This is a genomic window from Fulvivirga marina, from assembly GCF_016775155.1.
Taxonomy (GTDB): Bacteria; Bacteroidota; Bacteroidia; order Cytophagales; family Cyclobacteriaceae; genus Fulvivirga; species Fulvivirga marina.
Genome location: NZ_JAEUGD010000067.1, coordinates 96,078 through 114,541, shown reverse-complemented (window position 1 = coordinate 114,541; position 18,464 = coordinate 96,078). Strand labels below are relative to the sequence as shown.

Annotated in this window: 7 protein-coding genes and 2 tRNA genes; 5 read left to right on the top strand and 4 right to left on the bottom strand. The window is 43.8% G+C overall.

Annotation, left to right across the window (positions count from 1 at the left end):
- Window positions 1-2 precede the first annotated feature (2 nt).
- The 4 genes from JMN32_RS24915 to JMN32_RS24900 are packed head-to-tail and all read right to left on the bottom strand — an operon-like array spanning window position 3 to window position 13,871.
- Complete coding sequence (locus JMN32_RS24915; RefSeq protein WP_202859128.1) at window positions 3-1,508, bottom strand: hypothetical protein; 1,506 nt, start codon at window positions 1,506-1,508, stop codon at window positions 3-5.
- The gene (locus JMN32_RS24910; protein WP_202859127.1) at window positions 1,498-11,052 is read right to left on the bottom strand and encodes a DUF6603 domain-containing protein; all 9,555 of its coding nucleotides are present in this window, start codon (window positions 11,050-11,052) and stop codon (window positions 1,498-1,500) included. Before JMN32_RS24910 ends, JMN32_RS24915 begins: the two co-directional genes overlap by 11 nt.
- 11 nt (window positions 11,053-11,063) lie before the next feature.
- The gene (locus tag JMN32_RS24905) at window positions 11,064-12,653 is read right to left on the bottom strand and encodes a lipase family protein (RefSeq protein WP_202859126.1); all 1,590 of its coding nucleotides are present in this window, start codon (window positions 12,651-12,653) and stop codon (window positions 11,064-11,066) included.
- Window positions 12,654-12,680: 27 nt separating this feature from the next.
- Window positions 12,681-13,871, bottom strand: a complete 1,191-nt coding sequence (locus JMN32_RS24900; RefSeq protein WP_202859125.1) for a hypothetical protein — start codon at window positions 13,869-13,871, stop codon at window positions 12,681-12,683.
- Between the two features lie 828 nt (window positions 13,872-14,699).
- Here JMN32_RS24900 and JMN32_RS24895 point away from each other — a divergent pair.
- The 5 genes from JMN32_RS24895 (at window position 14,700) to JMN32_RS24875 (ending at window position 18,447) form a co-directional block, all read left to right on the top strand.
- Complete coding sequence (locus JMN32_RS24895; RefSeq protein WP_202859124.1) at window positions 14,700-15,293, top strand: hypothetical protein; 594 nt, start codon at window positions 14,700-14,702, stop codon at window positions 15,291-15,293.
- Between the two features lie 144 nt (window positions 15,294-15,437).
- Entirely contained in the window at window positions 15,438-16,823 is a 1,386-nt protein-coding gene (locus JMN32_RS24890) for a hypothetical protein (protein ID WP_202859123.1), read from the top strand.
- A tRNA-Lys gene (locus tag JMN32_RS24885) sits at window positions 16,823-16,895 on the top strand. Before JMN32_RS24890 ends, JMN32_RS24885 begins: the two co-directional genes overlap by 1 nt.
- A 5-nt stretch (window positions 16,896-16,900) precedes the next feature.
- Window positions 16,901-16,973, top strand: a tRNA-Gln gene (locus JMN32_RS24880).
- A gap of 895 nt (window positions 16,974-17,868) precedes the next feature.
- Window positions 17,869-18,447 (top strand): UpxY family transcription antiterminator, encoded by a 579-nt coding sequence (locus tag JMN32_RS24875; RefSeq protein WP_202859122.1) that lies wholly within the window; start codon window positions 17,869-17,871, stop codon window positions 18,445-18,447.
- Window positions 18,448-18,464: the final 17 nt, after the last annotated feature.

Genomic DNA, 18,464 nt, shown 5'->3' with positions numbered 1-18,464 from the left:
TTCTATTGCTTAATTTTTTGGTGTAATGTCAGTAATGGATCTTCATCATTTTCTTCGATGGTTTTCTTTTCCTCATCGGTAAATATTCCGGGGAATCGATCAATCAGCATTTTTTGTTTTCGGGTTTTTAGTTTGTCCCAGTCTACTTTTTTAAATGCGTCTGTAAAGAAAGACCGTGTGGCAGAATGCAGGTTCAATGGGCTGGGGCCAATATCTGCGACCTGAATAGAAGCCGCCGCGGCCAGAGTTTTTTTCTGTTTGGCCTGGTTGACAATGGATTTCAGGTAGTCAGCCCGCCAGTTGAAGATCCCTTGGGCGAAGGAGGCATCTGAGAGTGCTAGCAGTCGCCCTATTTGCCAGGCGGCACTGTAGGCATGGTTGAAAATACCTGTTTCGGGATCATAATGCATGGCATGATCTGAGTAAATATAGGGACCGTAGTTGCCGTTGCTTTGAGGTTGTGATGATTCACGCTTTGTTGGTGAAGGTACCAATGGCCCCCGATACCATGAGGTGGCATTTTCTCCAACTCGCATTTGGTTTTGAAGAGCCACATAGCCAATTTTCAAAGCTTCTTTGGCTGTTGCATTCTGTTCAGTGGCCTGGTTTATTGACATTTGAATCAACGATGACCCTCCATTGCCTGGTAGGCATAGGGCTTCCATCATATTGAGGAATTCCTTATCAAAAACAGTTGCGGTAAATTCCCAGCTTCCCAGATGTACCAATCGAATCTTTGTATAGTTTCCTGTGATGGTAGCACCATTGAGGTGATCCTGATGACCTTCGAAGGATACCAGCAAAGCCATGTTTTTTTGTCCTGCCCCAGGTACCCGGTTTCCAATACATAAAGAGAAGCAGCCATCCGCGTCCATGTTCAGGATCACTTTTCCATCTGTGTTTACTGCACGAGCATGAGACAGGTACCTCAACTCTTCCAGTTTTGGGGCAATGGCCTGAAAGTATTTTAAGTCTATATCTACGACCGTGACTTTATCGTCTTCGTTACCTGTAAAACCTGCACCCAGGTTGGGAGGGAGTATACCCTCACCAGGGTTGACCAACTCACTGGTGGATACTGTCTGGGGTGTACTGATTTTACGGGTGCTGCTTGTTTCCTTATACTCCGCTTCATATAAAGTGAGCAGTCCCATCCAGGGCGTATCTTCATTTTCAGTCGTTTGGTCAGGGTCAATGGCACGTGACCAGGGTAAACTAAAATCGCTAAAGACAATGTTGGGAAGAAAGTTTGCATAGTTGCCTTCCTGATTGGCAGGAGGGAACAACGAGTGAATGCTACTTGGCTTCAAAACAAACCTGGGGCCATCTATGGTCAGTTTTTTTATAGCCTCATACTTTGGGTCGTCACCTGAGTCTACTACATTTTCAATGGTTTGTTTTGCCTTAAGCGTATAATCATCCGTTTTTAAAGGTGGTTGTATGGAGTCAAAGAATTGAATATCTCCAGCACCTACTGTTCCCGGATTTGTAATGATACTATTGCTCATCAGTTTGTTGTTTTTGAATTAACTTAACACTGGTCTTTTGGTGAGATGAATCGCTAAAATCAATTCCCCCCTGTACAAGTGAGAGTTGATTTGACAATTTATTTTTTTCTGTTTTGTTATTACCCAAGGCATACATGCCAAGGATTTCTACCTCCTTATCGATCAAAGAAACTATAACCCCGTAGTAAGCTTCAGCTTTGGTAGGGGCATTAAATAGTAAAAGCGTATTTTCTTTGTAAGTCTGGGCCGAAGAGACTTTAATTTTCCCGGCTTTAGTGGGTACTTCATCGGCTGCAATGGAAACTTTGATTGATTCGATGTTTACTTTTCCTTTTAGCATCACGCCAAATACTTGGCTTTGCCTTGGGAAAACCGATTGTATCCATCCTTTTTGGATTACATTCGAAGCACCTTTTATATGGTTGTTGTCAATCAGGTCAGAGGCTTTTACATGACCAATTTTACCAGTACGGGCTTTTATTTGTCTGCTATTCTGAGCACGAACGAGGCATCCGTCTGCAAGGAACCATCCACCGTTAACCTTGGAAAGGTTGGTGTTTATTTGCCAGCCCAGCGCTTCTTCAGGATTGGTTTCAAAACCCTGGATTACGACCTGACCTGTTTCGGGAGGAAGATCAAAAGTTTCGGACCCGCTGAAATGGTTAAAGCTTAGCAGACTGCCATATTCATCAAAACTGGCGATTAGACTAGGCAGGTTTCCCTGAAGCTCCAGGTCAAGCGCTAGTTTAGGATCAGTTTTCCATACCAATGTAGTGCCGTCATATAATGTCTTGCTTTTAGTACTAACAAAGTCGACAAGTGAAGCCAGGTAACTCTTGTTTGTAATTTTGTTGACTGTTTTCCATTGTCCTTTTGCTTTTCGGGCCAATTTGGGCAAGTGAGTTGTTTCCGGGGCATCCTTACTGGTGGTCTTGTAAGACTGTAATTGTGCCACCAGTTGTGGTTCGTGAATAAGAGTCGGTTTCGCGGCCAAAGACTGTGGAGAACTTTGTAGCTTCATAGTCTGGCCTGGCTCTACTATACCATTATTCTGATAGATCCCTATTCTGGCAAGTACAGGGAAGTCTTGTAGGATAAGGTTGACCGATGATGCCATTACCGTAAGGTTAGGACTTAGCGGAGCATTGATGGCTGAAGCCTGAAGCGCGCTATAAATATCATTTCTGATAGCAATAACCGTCTCATCCATGATTGACTGTTTGATCATGGTAAAGGCTTTTTGCTGGTCGGTAGCCGGATAAAGTTCCGAAGCCGGATATTTGGGCGTATAATCAAACGAAAGTCGTTTGGTATCACCTATAACATAAGCCAGGTTCTCTATCGGAAATTCGGGAACAACTCCTGAGTACACATACTGACTGGCATCGAGTACTAACCCGAACAGCACATTAGAAATGAGCATGGTATCAGGGTCGGGGGCAACTTCCCTGTCCAGTTCTGATCGTGACCATAAGGCGGATGGAGCACCGTTATTGTTAGCCGAAAGGCTTATGTTACGTTCTTTGAGGTTTATTTCTGTTCCGGAAGTATCAGTAAGTTTAATGGTCATAGGGGATTTCAGCTTATCTTCTTTCCCCATTGGCCTTACGCCAATCTGGTCACTACCCTGTAAGGAAGTGTCCGAGCTGGATACTGTAACCATGCTACTCGGGATGGCTGATTCTACAGTGAGCATCCAGGGCACTGGATTTAATACCCATTCATCCTTATTTGTACCCTCATCCCCATCGTTACTGTCTTGTTCCAATCCTTTTTGTGCCGTCCATTTTACCACCTGCTGATTCTTCTGCTGTCCGTTTCCATCTGCGAGCATGATTATGTTGGTGCTTGCTTTGGCGGTGCCTCCTGAGGAGGTACTTGCGGGTAGGAAGGAAGCTTCAAACCCTGACCAATCCAGACTTGCTGTGCTGGGGTGGTTTTCCTGATTGCCAATAGGAATGGAGAAACTGATCACGAACCAGTCTACTTCCACTCTGCCGAATACCGGAGGACCCTGCAGCTCGAGTGTACATCCGAGTTTAGCTACGAGCCTGATAGAAACCCCGGCAATGGTGGCCTGGAAGCCTGCGTATACGGTTACTCCGATGCCTACATTGAAATAGAACGGTTCCCATTCGATCAGGAAGTTTGCATAAGCATCCAGACCTGCAATGAGCGGGCCTGCATCGAAAGCTATTTTCAAATAGCCTCCTGACATGATTGCGGTAGGGCAGATAGCAAAATATGCACCGCCGGTTATAGACACTTTTCCTACTGAGAAATTTAATTTCCAGCTGATGCCCAGGCGGGGAACGTCTGGGTAGTAACCGGGCTTCTGGAATGCAGGGTGATAACCTCCCAAGGTGACTACAAAATCTCCGGCGGGTATCATTCCGCCATCCTTAAGAGGGATGTCTTTAAACCATAAATAGAAGGCAAATCCTCCGGTTAATTTAACGTCCTTGGCCAGAACAAATGAATTTGGCGTCAATTGAGCTTCTGCTGAAACGTACCCTGCTGCCGGACTGACAGTGACTTTAATGGCTAGCTCCATGTAGGCCAGGGCCAGATCAGGACCGACCTTGGGAGGAAGCGTTGCCGTGGAGACTCCCAATAGGTTGAATTCGAAATCTTTACCAAAGCTGAGGAAAAGCAGGGCTGTGGTCTCCAATAGCTGGAACGAGGAGAATTTAAGGCCTGCGGCAAACCAGTATTGCCCTACTTTTGGACGAATGACATCATTCAGCTTGATCAGAGCACCCATTGGATCTTCTCCTTCGGTAAAGGAACCGTCTGCTACCCCTTTGACCAGTGGGAAGCTGGCTACATTTTCGATGCCTGGAATATCCAGGCTCCGGTTGTAGGCAAACCCGGCGGCAATGCCTTCGATGAAAAATGCAGGAATACCTCCCAGTGGCGCATTAAGCACTCCGAAAATAAACATGGAGGTTGCAGTACTTTTATCTTTTAGCGTTATCTGGGCGTAAGACCCTAAGGCTCCAAGTGAGAATTTTTTGGCCGAGAGGATGGCAACACCAGTATACTCTACAATATCATTGGTTTCACTTTTCAGGAAGCCGGCGTTGATAGTGATACCACCGGTGTAATCTATAGCAAAACCATCCAGATCGATGGTGTATTTACTCCAATCGGTAGGTGCGGTAACCGGCATGCCTACGCGCAAGCCCTGCAGTGCCGCCTTGAAGCCAGCCAGTTCGAAACTTCCTGAACTTATGAAGTCAAGTAATGGCGGTGTTTTGTCACCTTCCCATCCAAGGCCAATGTTTTCAATGTACAAGGGGCCAAAGCTTCTTTGTACAGGAATGATCACCTCATGGCCGTTTCCGGTATTGCTGCGGAGATTTACCCAGAGTTTGTCAACGTAGCCAACATCTACAGAGAATCGAGGGTCCGTTGTTTTATTGTCATCATTCGATTCTCCTGATCCTAGGACATTTTTGGCTATCGGGTTGTTACCGCCTCCTTCAGAGATAGTTTTGGGGGATAAGGATAGTCCCATGTCATCCAGTGTAAGACCTGCTCCAAAACTAATTTGTATAGGGTCATTGCCTTTAAACTGAAGGTCAAATAAAGCACGGGGATCTACCGCTCCAAGTTTAAACCGGCTCAAATCCACAATGGGTTGTCCGTTTTTGCCTATTATATCAAACCCGACATTGTTTAGTACCAGGTTGAAATGGGTAAAGTCTACAGTGTATGTATCACTTTCTGTTTTTGCAATCGGAACATAGAACCCGATTCCCGGGCCTCCAAATTTTGCGGTTCCGTCCGAACTATTGGTGATCCAATCGGTGTTTTTTGCTCCCAGTTGAAAAACCAGGTTTGGAATAGCCGAAATCGATAGGTTGGGAGCCTGTACCAGTAAACCATAGAAGCCTTCTACATTGGTTTTGGGACCTATAATAATTTTGCCTTCTTTACTAAAGGTGAGTAAAGTCCATTGATTTTCGAGTAGGGTAAACAGGAAGTTTCCTAAAAACTCTTTGGGTGTTAGCTTCGCCAGCTCATCAAATGAGTTGAGGACATAAACATCCTGATTCTTGTTATATTCGACTACCTGAGTAGCTTCAAGCAGTACTGCCGGGCTAATGGTAGAGGATTTGATCAGTGGAGCCTGTAACCATGCTTTTACCTGGTCCTGATTAAGCACCAGCAGGGAAACATAGCGAGGCAATACATCCTTGATAACATTGAGTGTCCATGTGGAAACTTTGTCACCCACATCACCGCCTCCAAAAAAGCTTGGAAGTAATTCCACATTCAGATAAGACGGAGTGCCCAGTTGGTTAGGGTCTGCCAATGGGTCGAAGCTGAGATTGAACTGGCCATTGTTAAAGCTGATGCTCAGGCCGGGACCATTGAGGTTTTCAATAGGCACTACCATGTCGAGCCCGAAGGAGATATCGAAATTGCTGTTATCCAAATTGTAGGCTACACCTGTCGGGGCAATCTCCATTTTAAGCAGCTTCATGTCCGGCAGCTCTACGCCGGCCCATAAACCAATCGAATTGGTAGAATCTAATCCAGCAAGCAGTTTGAATGGCAAATTGTCGCTTGGAATGTACTGGATCTGTCCTCCGATGACAGACAGAGAATCTTCGGGTAACGCCAGTTTCAAGAGGTCTACAATAGCCGTGGCCGTGTCGTTGGCATTTGCTGTCGAGAAACGTTGTTTCACCCAGGTAAAAGCGACACTTTCTAATTGCTGAAGGAGCTCGTCTCCACTTTTTCCCTCGCTGAGTGCCTGAGAAAAGGCATTGATAATGTTGGTGACGAGGTCTTTTACATCTGTTTTGGTGGCAAATCCATCCATGGCTGCCAGGAACTTGCCAACATCGGTTGTGTCTGCCGGGTACTTGGTCAGCAGGTAGTTCATTAATTTCGGAACCACATCGTTGATCACTACCGCAGATCCGGTAGCCAGGGCTTGCCCGGCCAGCGTACCCCACCCCTGGAAGGGCAGCAGTTGTACTCCCAGACCTGTTGGTTGAGCAGGTGTACCTTGCGAAATGCTGAGCTGGAACTGTTTGTCATAAGCCACATGAACGAAAAATCCATCCTGAAGTGATGATATGGTAGCCTCAACATCCATTCCACCTGAAAAAGCGGGTTGATAGTCCTGATTGAGGCTTACCCCAAATTTCAGGTTTTTAATGGCTGCCTCATTGCTGACAATAGAGATGGTGTCTACGCCAAAGTCGAAGGTAGCCAGGTTGTTTTCTCCGTTCATGCCTACTTTGAACCCATAAGGCAGGCCGGTTAATTCCATTCCCTTGCCAGGGATAGGTGAGACTTGTATATTGTTGTACTTAACCTCAGGAAGATTACCCAGCAGGGCGATCAGCTTAGCTACACTGAACTTTCCGTCGGTAGTACCCAGTACTTCTTCTGAAAGTATCCAGCCCAATGGGTCTGACAAAATACCCATTAGGGATGGCATACGCCAGATACCATCTTCATCTTTACCTATGCCCAGGCCTTCGAAGATCTTCTGTACGAATTCATATTTTCCAAGAAGCTCTTCTTCGAATATGGCATTGAGCAGGATGTTTAAGGTATATGCGGGGGCCAGTTCCGACACCTGATCTACGAAGGCAGAGGCTTCGAAAGGATAAATGTCTAGCGGGCTGGCAGCAGGTTTTAGTCCATCTCCCCAAATAAGCTGTACGGCAAAGTCGGGAGTTTGTAAAGTGCCATCCGTCATTCGCAGTCCGAGTGATGATGCCAGTGTCAAGCCTACTTTCGGTATATAAATATCTCCAGTGAATGTAAGGGTTTCATCACTGATGTTCAGCTGAACATTGCCATACAGGTTTACAAATCCTCCCAGATTGATCACATTTTTTGGTAAGATACCTAAGGAAATTACTCCATTGGCTGTGGTGCTGAAAGTGAGTGGGCCATAATCCTCTGGAGGTAAATTGGAAGCTATTTGAGCCGCCAGAGTTTTTACGGCCTCTTTGTCAGTAAAGAAAGCCTCAAATCTGGACGTAAGTCCTTGTACCGGATTGGTGAATACTTCAAGCACGGCCCCGGGCAATAACGGATACCCCTGACTTGCAGGTCCGCAGATATTGATTGCGGAGAGGAATTGCAGAGCAGGTTCGGGCAGGCCTGGAATAGTAATGCCGGTAACTTGCTGCAAGAAGTTAAATAGTTCACTTCTGTGGTAGGGGTCCAAAAGCAGGGATTCGAACTGGTTTTCCAAGTAAGTGTCCGGGTTAGCCAGCATCGCATTCCAGCCATTGGTATTGATGCCATACGGTGCCTGGTCATTGGCCCGGGCCATGGTGAGCCCAATTAATTGTAGCAGGCTATATGTAGTTTGGAATCCACTATTGCTGGTTACCGCTTCCACGTCTGTGGCTACCTGTAGCGCACCATTGAGTAACGCTAAAAATGCAGACTGAAGGTTAGATGCAAAGCTATCACTCAGGAATTGCTCCAGTGTTACCAGGTCAGACTGAAAGTCCGTACTAAGTTGAGCATTGACCAAAGTTATTACTGGCTGAACCTTGACCTGACCGTTGTATAATGACAGGGTTAGTCCCAGCATAATTTTATCTATGCTACCGATACTTCCAAGATCAACGAGTTTGGCATTAGGCTTGAAAAGTGTGCCGATGAAACTCAATGAAGGAACATCATCGATAAATTCTATTTTTTGATCCTGAGTAGAATACTCGACCAGGTTTAGCCTCTGCTCCAGGTTAAATGCTATTTGTGCGGTGCCAGTGCTGGGGTAATTGAATACGTCCTGGCGGCCAAAACCCAGTCCGAGGTTTTGTTTATCTGTGTTGTACCATACCGGTAAGTTAAAACCAAACGGAATGGGGGTGATCCAGGGATCAGAGAATGTGCCGCTACCCGTAATGGCCGGCGCGTCTTCAGTCCCTGACATGGTATAGGCCAGCAAACCAAGTACGCTTTTACCCTTTACATCAGTATTAAATAGTTGGTTTATCTGTTTGTTAAAATCCGCCCAGGGATCATCGAAACTTGTGAATGGGTAAAGCTCAAACCCTGACCAGGAAAGGCCGCTTTTCGGGAATGCCGGAGCGGTGGACAGGTCTTTGACCAGTCCCATGGCACCCGCCACAAAGAGACCCGCTTTAGACTGAGTACGGACAAGCATGGTACCTAATGCTGATACCAGGAAGGGACCGAAAGTTGAAGCACTTTGTTTTACCAGATCCTGAAGTGTAGATTGATCGTCAAAATTCAGGTCAGTACCCAAGGCTGTGGGTGTACCATCTACCACCAGAGTAGGCCCCTTGACCAGCATAGACCACGACCAGCCATCGGTCTGGTCCCAGGTAGCAGATAGTTGAGAGGTGTCAACCTTTACCTGCATACCGCCTATGGCCGGTGTTTCAAAACCGTTTGGCAGGGTGAGGCGTGCCGCTACTCCGGAGAGCCAATTGGCTGTGGTGTTACTCAGGTTTCCATCTTTGGGCAGCTGAATGGTGGCAGCATCCAGGGAAAGAGAGGCTACGATGTCCGTGCCTTTTATCGTAAGTTCAGGAGCAAGTTCAAGCCCCAGATTCAGATTGATGTAATCTGTAGTATTCTCCTGATAACAGACGAGATAGGCCGGTAAAGTCTGATCTTTTATAGATATTCCTGCTTTCCAGGGGTCTTGCTGAGTTCCTGATCCTGAGATGCTAATGGGTAACGATTCCGTGGAGGCTTGCAACAGTTGAGCAAATGATTCTACTACGTAATAGAAAGCCTCTTTTCCTGAGATCTGTTGTTGGTAGGAGAGTATGTTGGTATAGTAACTGGCCCAGGAACCAATCGGGTTGGTGATCGAGGTAACCATTCCCGTGGGAGAGAACGGCGGTACCAGATCGCCAGGCCAGTTTGTTCCTGCTGATGAAGGAGCCTGTAGCCCGATAATCGCCCCAATACTCTCCGAAAGGTTTTTGTTGTCGGTGCCGAAGTCCAGGAGGCTTTGCAAGCCTTCGCTTAGGGCAGCAGCACCTGCATTGGCCAATTGCCCTGGTGAGAGCAGGTTCAATGTGTCGTAGTGCGTACTTCCTATGGTCACTGCATTAAGACCAAACCAGGGCATCATGCTCGCATCTGTTCCCAGTGACATACCTCCTTCGAGGGAGCCAATGGAATACTCCTTACTATCAAGATTAAATTCAGCCAGAGGTTGAGACGCTGTCTTGTTTTGAAGACTGAATTTTGAGGCAAAGTTGATGGTAGGAGAGAGGCCAATGGAGTCTCCGGTGATCTGAAACCTTGCCAGTTCGCTTTCGGCCTGCATAGTGAAAACGATCCCGGAGGTGCCAAATTCAATAGGTGATCCTGAAAATGCCATACCCGGATATAGCACCCGGGTGCTTTTCCCAACCACCTCGGTTCCCATGGAGAGGCTTAAGGTGCCAATGTTGCTAACATCCAAAAGAGAAATCAGGAATGGGGAAGTACGTGAGCCACTTCCCGAGATACTCACTTCTTTTTTAAGGAAGCCTGAAAGGCATGAAAGCCAGGTCTTCAGGGTGTTGTTGTCAGCGGCAATAGCATTGAACCAGTTAAGGAAAATCGTTTCCGCGTTATTGTCTTTGGCTGCATTGAATAACTCATACCACTCCAATATGGGCAGTTTGGCATTCGGCGTACCAGCTGCCTTGGGTACCTGTGAGCTTAAGCCAAAAAGAGGAGGGAAGTACTGAATGTTATCGCTAAGTTCAGGGAATACTTTGCTTAGTCCACCCACAAAAAGGCTGGAGGCGGTATTCATGATCTTTTCTACCGTTATAGCCTTCAGGTCGGATAGCGACCGATTGGAAGGCTTGTCTTCACCAGCTAACTGTAAGCCAATGATTTCTATGCCTAACTCGAATGGAGGTTTTCTTGCTATTTCTTTTGCGAGGTCAATATTGGCATTGACTTTAACACCATTAAACTGAATACCATTGATATCAACTATAGGAGAGGATGGGTCAGGGCCATTTACTGCTGCACCGAAAACGATCGGAAAACCTTCTGTTACAAAGGTCATTTTAATAGGGTTATTAGTGTCTTCGGCATCAATAGCTACGAAAGGTACCAAACCCCAGACGGCTGATTGTAAGCTTGGTGGGGTACCAAATTCCCAGGCGTGATAAACACCGACACCCATCACCGTACTGCTTCCTGTCTGATAAGTTACAGCGTATACACCTGTATTGACATCTTTGCCGTCTTTTTGGTATTTGATAGGGAACCAATTACCTAAAAGAGCAGGGTTCTGGACGGGTATACCAAAGGCATTTCCTCCGATTTTCCCAAGTAGTTCTTCAAACAGGGTGTTAAACTCAGCCGGATTCTTAACGATCCCTGCTTTTGTATTAACATATGGGTTGGTGAACCATTCTGGGATCAACGAGTAAGAATCATCTTCATTTTTTTTAAGAAGTCCCACTAATACTCCTAAACTACCAAGTATTGGGTCTAGCCCGGAAAAGTTTGAGTCGGTAGATTGGAGTACAGTTACATCTTCTTCAAGGGTAGGGATGGTTAGAGTTTCCACGTGGCGTTGGTTTAGTTGGTAGAAGTGGCGTGTTGAGATGATGAGATGACCCTGCTGGGGTCAAGTAAACTTAGATATGCACTAAGGGCATGACTGGTGTCATCGGGAACGTCTAATGAGCCAAGTAAAGCGACAATATTATTTACGGGATTCCAGAAAGGTAGCGTCTTTAATGCAGTGGCAATTTGGTCATCTGGGCGAAGGATCTGATAGCTGATGTTGCCAAGGCTTTCGTTGAACCGATTAGCCATGTTGATACCGGCAAAATAGCTGGCACCAAACGTATAAATGGCATCAAAGGGGATGGCTGGTTTAGTATTGAAGGTGAAGTCAGCCGCCATTATGTTGGCAAGTGCACCACCAAAGCCATGACCAATCACATATAGCTTTTTGTCTCCTATAAGTTCCTGTACCACCTGTTTTATTTGTTCGCCGATTGCCTGACTATTGGCATAATAAACTTCATTAGCTCCGGAAGTAATGATTTCATTATAAGGTGTTCGGGATGTGGCGCTGTTGGTATCCATCATTAGAAATTCTTCATAAGTGATGCTGCCCCTAAATGCTACTGTCAAACTATTAGATGTACTGAAGATAGCCGCTATTACCTTGCTATCTCCATAATCAATGATTTTCTTCATTTCCTGTGGCGTCGGGTTGCCTGGTTCTTGCGCCTGTATATAGGTTAAAGCTAGAAATTTGCCCAGGTTAAAAGCCAGGGATTGACTAAAGCCTTGAGGTGGGTTTGGTATGATAGTAGGGGATGGAGGGTAAGTGGGGGATTTCCCGCTTATTGCTTTCAGGTAAAAACTGGAGTCTCGCACCTCCCAAGGTGTGTAATATGGTTTAGGGATCGATGCAGGCAAGAAGGTTTCATTGCCAAGTGGTGCAAACCCTGCACCTGTAGAGGGTTGATCAGGAAATTGATCGACATGCAATGCTTGAGAACCGGCTCTCAGGTTATAAGCATTCTGAACTTTACCGTTGTAGTATTGCTGGAAAGCAGTGCTTGCGAAGTTTCCAGTGCTGAAGACATATGACGGTGGCTGAGTTAACTGTGGAGGGTCTTGTTGGTCGGGACCTTTATTCCCGGGCCTGAGATCCAGTGCTGCAATCTGTGCCAAAGGTCCTCCCAAGCCGATACCTGTAATGTAAAGCGGTTTACCTTGTACGCCCGGGTTATTTAAAAAGGAAAGGGCTTCCCATAGGGGAGACCTCAATAAAGGGTAAGCAGCAACATAAATGCTTAGGATAGTGGCGTCAGTAGGAGCTTTTCCTGCTACATCTTCCGGTAGCGATTGTTTGTTGTCCGGTAAAAAACCAGAGGTGTAGTTTCCTATGAAATCGGACCAGGGTACTCCTATAGACAGACAGGCAATTACCTCATCCCCTACGTTTCCATAGGCTAGTACAAATTGGATGTTGCCTGTGGGAAGCGCGAAAACAGACTTTGTAGTAAGTAACTTCCATGTAGAGGGTAAAGTAGGATCATCTAAATCTGTACTGGCTGAGGAAGCTGCCAACTGCACCAATACTGCCTGGAGTGTTTTCTCATTGATACTACTGGATTGCTCTAATTGATTGGTTAGTTCGGTTTTCATAGGGATGAGAGTTGATTGTATTTTTGTTTAATTCCTTACGGCTTTAATTACAGGAGGTGCGCCCGGATCACCATTGTCTCCTGGTTCACCATCTTTACCATCTTCAAACCCTGTACCCCTTTGGCCACGACTGCCGCCTTTGGCTCCATTTGTATGACCAAACATTGGGCTCACTGTACCTGTGCCGCCGTAGGTGAAGTAGACCTGAGATCCATCGCCACCGTTTCCTCCTTTACCGCCGTCTCCGCCATCTCCGCCATTTCCTTGAGATCCGGATTGGGCATTAGTGCATGGACCGGGGTTGTCACCTGGAGGTCCTCCGGGGCCACCATTTCCACCATTTCCGCCATCTCCTCCCTTTTGGCCTTCCTGAGCTCCGGCATATATGACGATGTTTCCTTCGGCATTGTTAATCGTACAATAAAGTATAGGGCCATGGGCTCCGTGTAAACCATCATGTCCATTACCCCCATTTCCGCCACCAGCACCCTGCGATCCATTTGTTGGATTGGATTTGCAATGACTTGAACACTTTACTCCATTTTTGCCTTTTTCGCCTGGGGTAGTGGGCGTATTTCCAGGATCACCATTTTCAGCCTGCGCAGGATCGATTGCTGGTAATTCACACCTTATAGTATAAGTACCAGGGGTTACCTGACCTTGCTGTATCAGGGTTTGGCAGTTGAGGTAGGCTGTTCCATCGCTTTCGATCTGTCCGCCTGCTTCGACAGTTAAGGTTCCAAAATTATTAACTGTTCCATCAGTCAGGGTCAGTACCTTTCCACTTTCAACCGTATAATTGTCGGCCGTAAATGCCGCCAGGGTTAATGGAAATGCTGTTTTATTGATAAATTCCTTGTCATCGCTTCCTACTTTGTCTGAATCACCAATTACATAGGAAAGTGTCATCCTTTTAAGTTGCTGTCGTTGGCTTTTGGACAAGTCACTTTTTGATTTTACTGCCGTTAAGTTAAGTGGCGGTAAATAGTCTACCTGGCCGTTGCTTCCTGCGGATGGAGCTTTGATCAGAGCTTTGAGTTCATCGATATTGTTCACTGTTATCAACTTCGGGGGTACCGAAGATTTTGCTGGGTCTTTGGAAAGGATTAATCTTCCATTCTTAACTTCTGAAGGGAAGGAAGACGGCACCTCAGATTCAAAGCCAAGCCTCTTATTGAAGGTGTTAAAATTTTGTTGTTGTTCTACTGATAGCGACATGGTTTTAAAAGATTATGAGATAGTTGAAGTATTTTAATTGTTTATTATCAATAATTTATTATTAAATAATTAATTATAAGGTGTTTATAATTACATTTAATTATAATTTATTGTATGATATTAATGTAATAATAATTCTAAAGCAAATGTTTGGTGATATAATTTTTTACAATTGATTGTTGGACATATTTCTTATCAATTCACTGCTGATATTGTTTAATGGTGGTTTATAACAATCAATTGAGTTTTATCAAGGTAGGTTATACATAATGGTTAATCAATACCCAGCCTTCGTTATTTTTAACATATGAAAAGCATTTTGGTTAACGTTTTCTATCTGTTTTAGTCGGCATTTAGCTATAATTTGAATAGAATAAAAACTTATTCATTTGTAAGTACCTGATTGTCAGTTAATAAATTGTTTTGTGGATATTGAAAAGATTTGTTAAAGGAAATATTCATCAAACCGTAGGTAATCTGCTCCATTTTTGAACTGTTCACAAAAGCTCATGAGTGTTTTGAAGTAAGAGAAGCATTTGATAAGAGCCAGGCAATGATGTTAGATTTTTTCTTAAGTATTAAACTTTAACCAACTATTAAACTTTAATATATACTAGCCCCAACTTTCTAGGAAGAGTATCTGCGCTCACAGACTGATCACCTTATCCAGGGATAAGTGAAAATACCCAAGATTGGGTATTGACTTCCATAACCCCTACAACTATTTTTAAGTGTGATTTGTAATTAATCAGGTTCGTGGTATGGATGTCAAAAATAAATGGTCACTAATTTTAACCTCATTATTCCTGTTATAATATCCAAAATTAGATGGCAAAAAAGCTAAAAACAATTCTTAAAAATACAGCGATAAAAGTAGCTAAAGAAGCGGAACATAGAAGTATCAATACCAATTTGCATGAAAAAGATACAGTTCAATACAGCCAGTTTCCCTGGTGGGTTGCCCCTAACAATTCTTTTTTTCAAAAGTTAATTGGGGTATCCTTTAATTGGCTCGGCTTGTTGATGCCAGTTCTGAATATCTATTTTTTTAATAATCTTTTTAACCTTCTGTTTAGAACTGTAAAAATAAATACTCTTCAGAATAGTAAGAGAGAAGTTAGAACACGACCAGATAGAAGGTATAAAACTGGAAGAAGAATTGTAGGTGAAAGAACTGTTACTTATTACTTTAAAAATCCGGTAACGCCTTATATACCTTTAGATGGAAAAGAGATTATACATAATAGAATATGGGCTGCTGTTTTATTGATCTTACTAGGGGGTGCAATATATCAAAGCTTTAATGATCCTGCTATGATCGATCTGATAAGTTCCGTTATTATTGGAGCGTTTATTGGGTTACTTTGGTCAATGATAAGAAGTCATTTAATTAATAAAAAAGTATGTCGAATCAGGAGTTGAACATTTATTGAGGGCTTCACTTCTCAGGAGAGTATTGTGGAGGGTTCTGCGTCTTTTAATAAAAAATTAAAACAAAATATATCTACGCAAGAAGACTGCGTACTTAGGCTCTAAACTTGTATCAGGTTTTAAAAAGTCTAACTCATGGATAAGCTGAAAGAACTATACCAAAGTTTGCAATTAAGAAAGCGACCAGAAGATATTGCAGAAGCTGTAATTGAAATTTTAAAGGACGACCTAAGCACATTGGAGAGAAGCATACTCGACAAAGCTGCTAGGGGGTCTTTGAAAAGACAGGTCTTTGGCTATAGCTCCATGGCTCAGGAATTTGCAAGGGCAGTAGGAGCTGAGAGACAGATAAAGAAAGCCGTAGAGATTTTCAAACTGGAAAATATAGCAGGTGTTAACTACGATTATATTCCCGACATAAAAGGTTTTATTGGTAAGGTATCACCACTAATTCAGAAAGAGGTAGGCGACAATAACTTTCTTTCCGGTCGCTTAGATAGAGCTCAAAGAAAAGCTGCAGGCTTGGACCTGTCGAAAAGAGCCTATAATAAAAGATGGAGACTTCTTAAAAGGCTTGAAAACAAGCTGCTGAAATATGAACGAGAGGTAAAGAAGGTCGAGTTCCAGAAGATCGCCAAGCATGGTATTGTACATCACCTGGAGTACGAGAGCTTTATAAAGGATAAAAATACAGCCTGCTTTATTGCTTACTTTAATGCACGATGCAATCTCAGAAGTGTGTTTACGAACCAGAGCCAGGCCAGAGCATATGACGAAGTCAGCGACATGTTATATAAAAGGTGTAAAGGAGAGTACGTCGTTGGAAAGAGCCTCTTTGGTAGAGAAAAAGTTGGAACTAGAGAAAGCAATACAGAATGGTTGGCTATGGCTCATATATATACAGGTCAGGAGGTATTGTCTCATTTGACAGACGAGCAGAAGGGGAGGCTGTTGGGTAAATGGACTAATATTCTGCAGGAGATAGCCACATTGCTGGACGAAGTATGGACAAGGAGTTCTATTAATCTTCAAACTATGATCGTGCGGAGAGGAAATGACTCTACTACCTGGAACAATACCGCAGGGGCATGGAATAAAGCCAGAGATCAGTGGATGAATGTCATCTATTCGATGGGGATGGAGTTTGTCCTGGATGAGGTCTGTTTTGGAAAAGTAATGAGACTCATGGCCGCAGATGTGGCGGCCTGGCATCGAGCTTCAGGAGGAAAGCTGGATCCAAATACAGAAGTTTGGAATAAACTGCCACTGCCATGGGAAGTATTTAAGGGAATCAGGGGTTGTAATAAAGACCTTGTTGTTAAATACTGTCATGAGGCAGGAATTGATGCCGTGAAATCGGGATGGATTGCTCCAAGGCAGCATGGTGTAGAGGAGTTCAGGCCTACACCGGAACTGGTTCATGGAGTTGAGGTGGCAAGTCCCTTTCTGGCTAGCGTATTGAAAAGGCATAGATACTTTTCCGGTAAAAATGCAAAACCATTTGATCCGGTTAATAATTGAATGGGTTAATTCAGCGGTAGAATACCCGGCTCTTCACCCGGGCAGACGTAGGTTCGAGCCCTACACCCGTTTTGGCATCTGATATAGCTCAGTGGTAGAGCGCCCGGCTCTGGGACCGGGTGGACGCAGGTTCGAGCCCTGCTATCAGATCAAATAAGATTCGCGAGTCTCCGGTTTAGAGTTTTCGCAGTACTAAAAACAAGTATGTCTTTCCAGCAGAGCCTCTTGCAGGTTCATACAAAGAACGGTCAGGAGAATCTATGTTTTATAACTGAACTTTCAATATTGCTCCTTCGAAGGTTCAGTTAGTAGTTCGGGAAAATCGATGGTTCAACAATAAATGTTAACAATGCCTTAATGGTGATTTAATCAAAAGTTCATAATGAACCTTCGATGACTTTTGAGGTTCAAATTTGTTGAATATTATCTCGATTGATGATATCGTTACCGCAACGGTTTGAAATACTCTTTTCAAAGTGTCAAAGTGAACGTTTGAACTTAAGTCACCCCCACTTTATACTGACTACTTAAAGGCTGGGGTGTAGTTGCATGTTTAACCATATTTTTTTGAGGTTTATGAGTGATCCTTCTGCTTCACTTTGGAAGTTGCTTTGGGATCTGTGATGGCGTTTGGGGCCTCAGGAAATAGTATTTTTCATATTTTGAAAGATTATTTTGAATTAATCTAAACAAAAATAAAAATTTTTTTAAAGTGAAAAACCGTCTAAATATGCGTTATTTCTAGTCTTCTTCATAGGTGCTTATCTTTCGGAATCTCAGACGAATAACCTCCAAAACAGCTATTTTAGGCCAAGCTATATGCGTCTCAAGCAAGCAAAATAGACTCAAAAAACTTAGATAATATTTCCTCTAGGAATTTGGAAAAAAAGGAAATTAGCTACATCTTGGATGCTCATTGCTTAAAAATGATTTGTGGAAACTGACCCAATTCCATCAAATTCATTATCAATAATTTCTGATTTTAGTCAAATGCATGCTTGCTAATTGACCAAGCGAAGCTGTATCAACTAGTCAACTAAATGTTATGCCCCAAACCCCTAAGCAACCATTTCGGATGGATGACAATGGTGATCCAACTGGACTTGACAGGAAAGTGAATTGGTACATTTTTTACACGGCTCCCAGAGCTGAAAAAGTAGTTCAGAAAGAATTACTTATTAAGGGTTATGATGTGTTTTTACCCATAACCAAAACACTCAGGGTCTGGAATAACCGTCAGAAAAAAATTATCGATCAAGTGCTTTTCCCTAGCTATATTTTTGTAAATACGCTTGAAAGCAACCTTTACAAAATATGCCAGACACGTAAGATTACAACCTATATACATTGTGGGGGTAAACCTTCTATAGTAAGTAATAAGTGTATTGAAGGAATTAAGCGGATGGTTAATCTTAATCAGGAGCTAATCGTGGAGCCTAATTTTAATAGGGGAGAAGTTGTAGAAATTGTAAGCGGACCTCTTGCAGGTTATGAGGGGATCTTGGTGGAGCAGCAGTCAAAAACCAAATTTGGTATGCACTTGCAGGCTATTAATCAAACCGTATTTATTGATATCTGCAAAAACAGGATCAAGAAAAAGCATAAACATGTAAATGCTTATTGAATGAAGGCCTTTAGCGC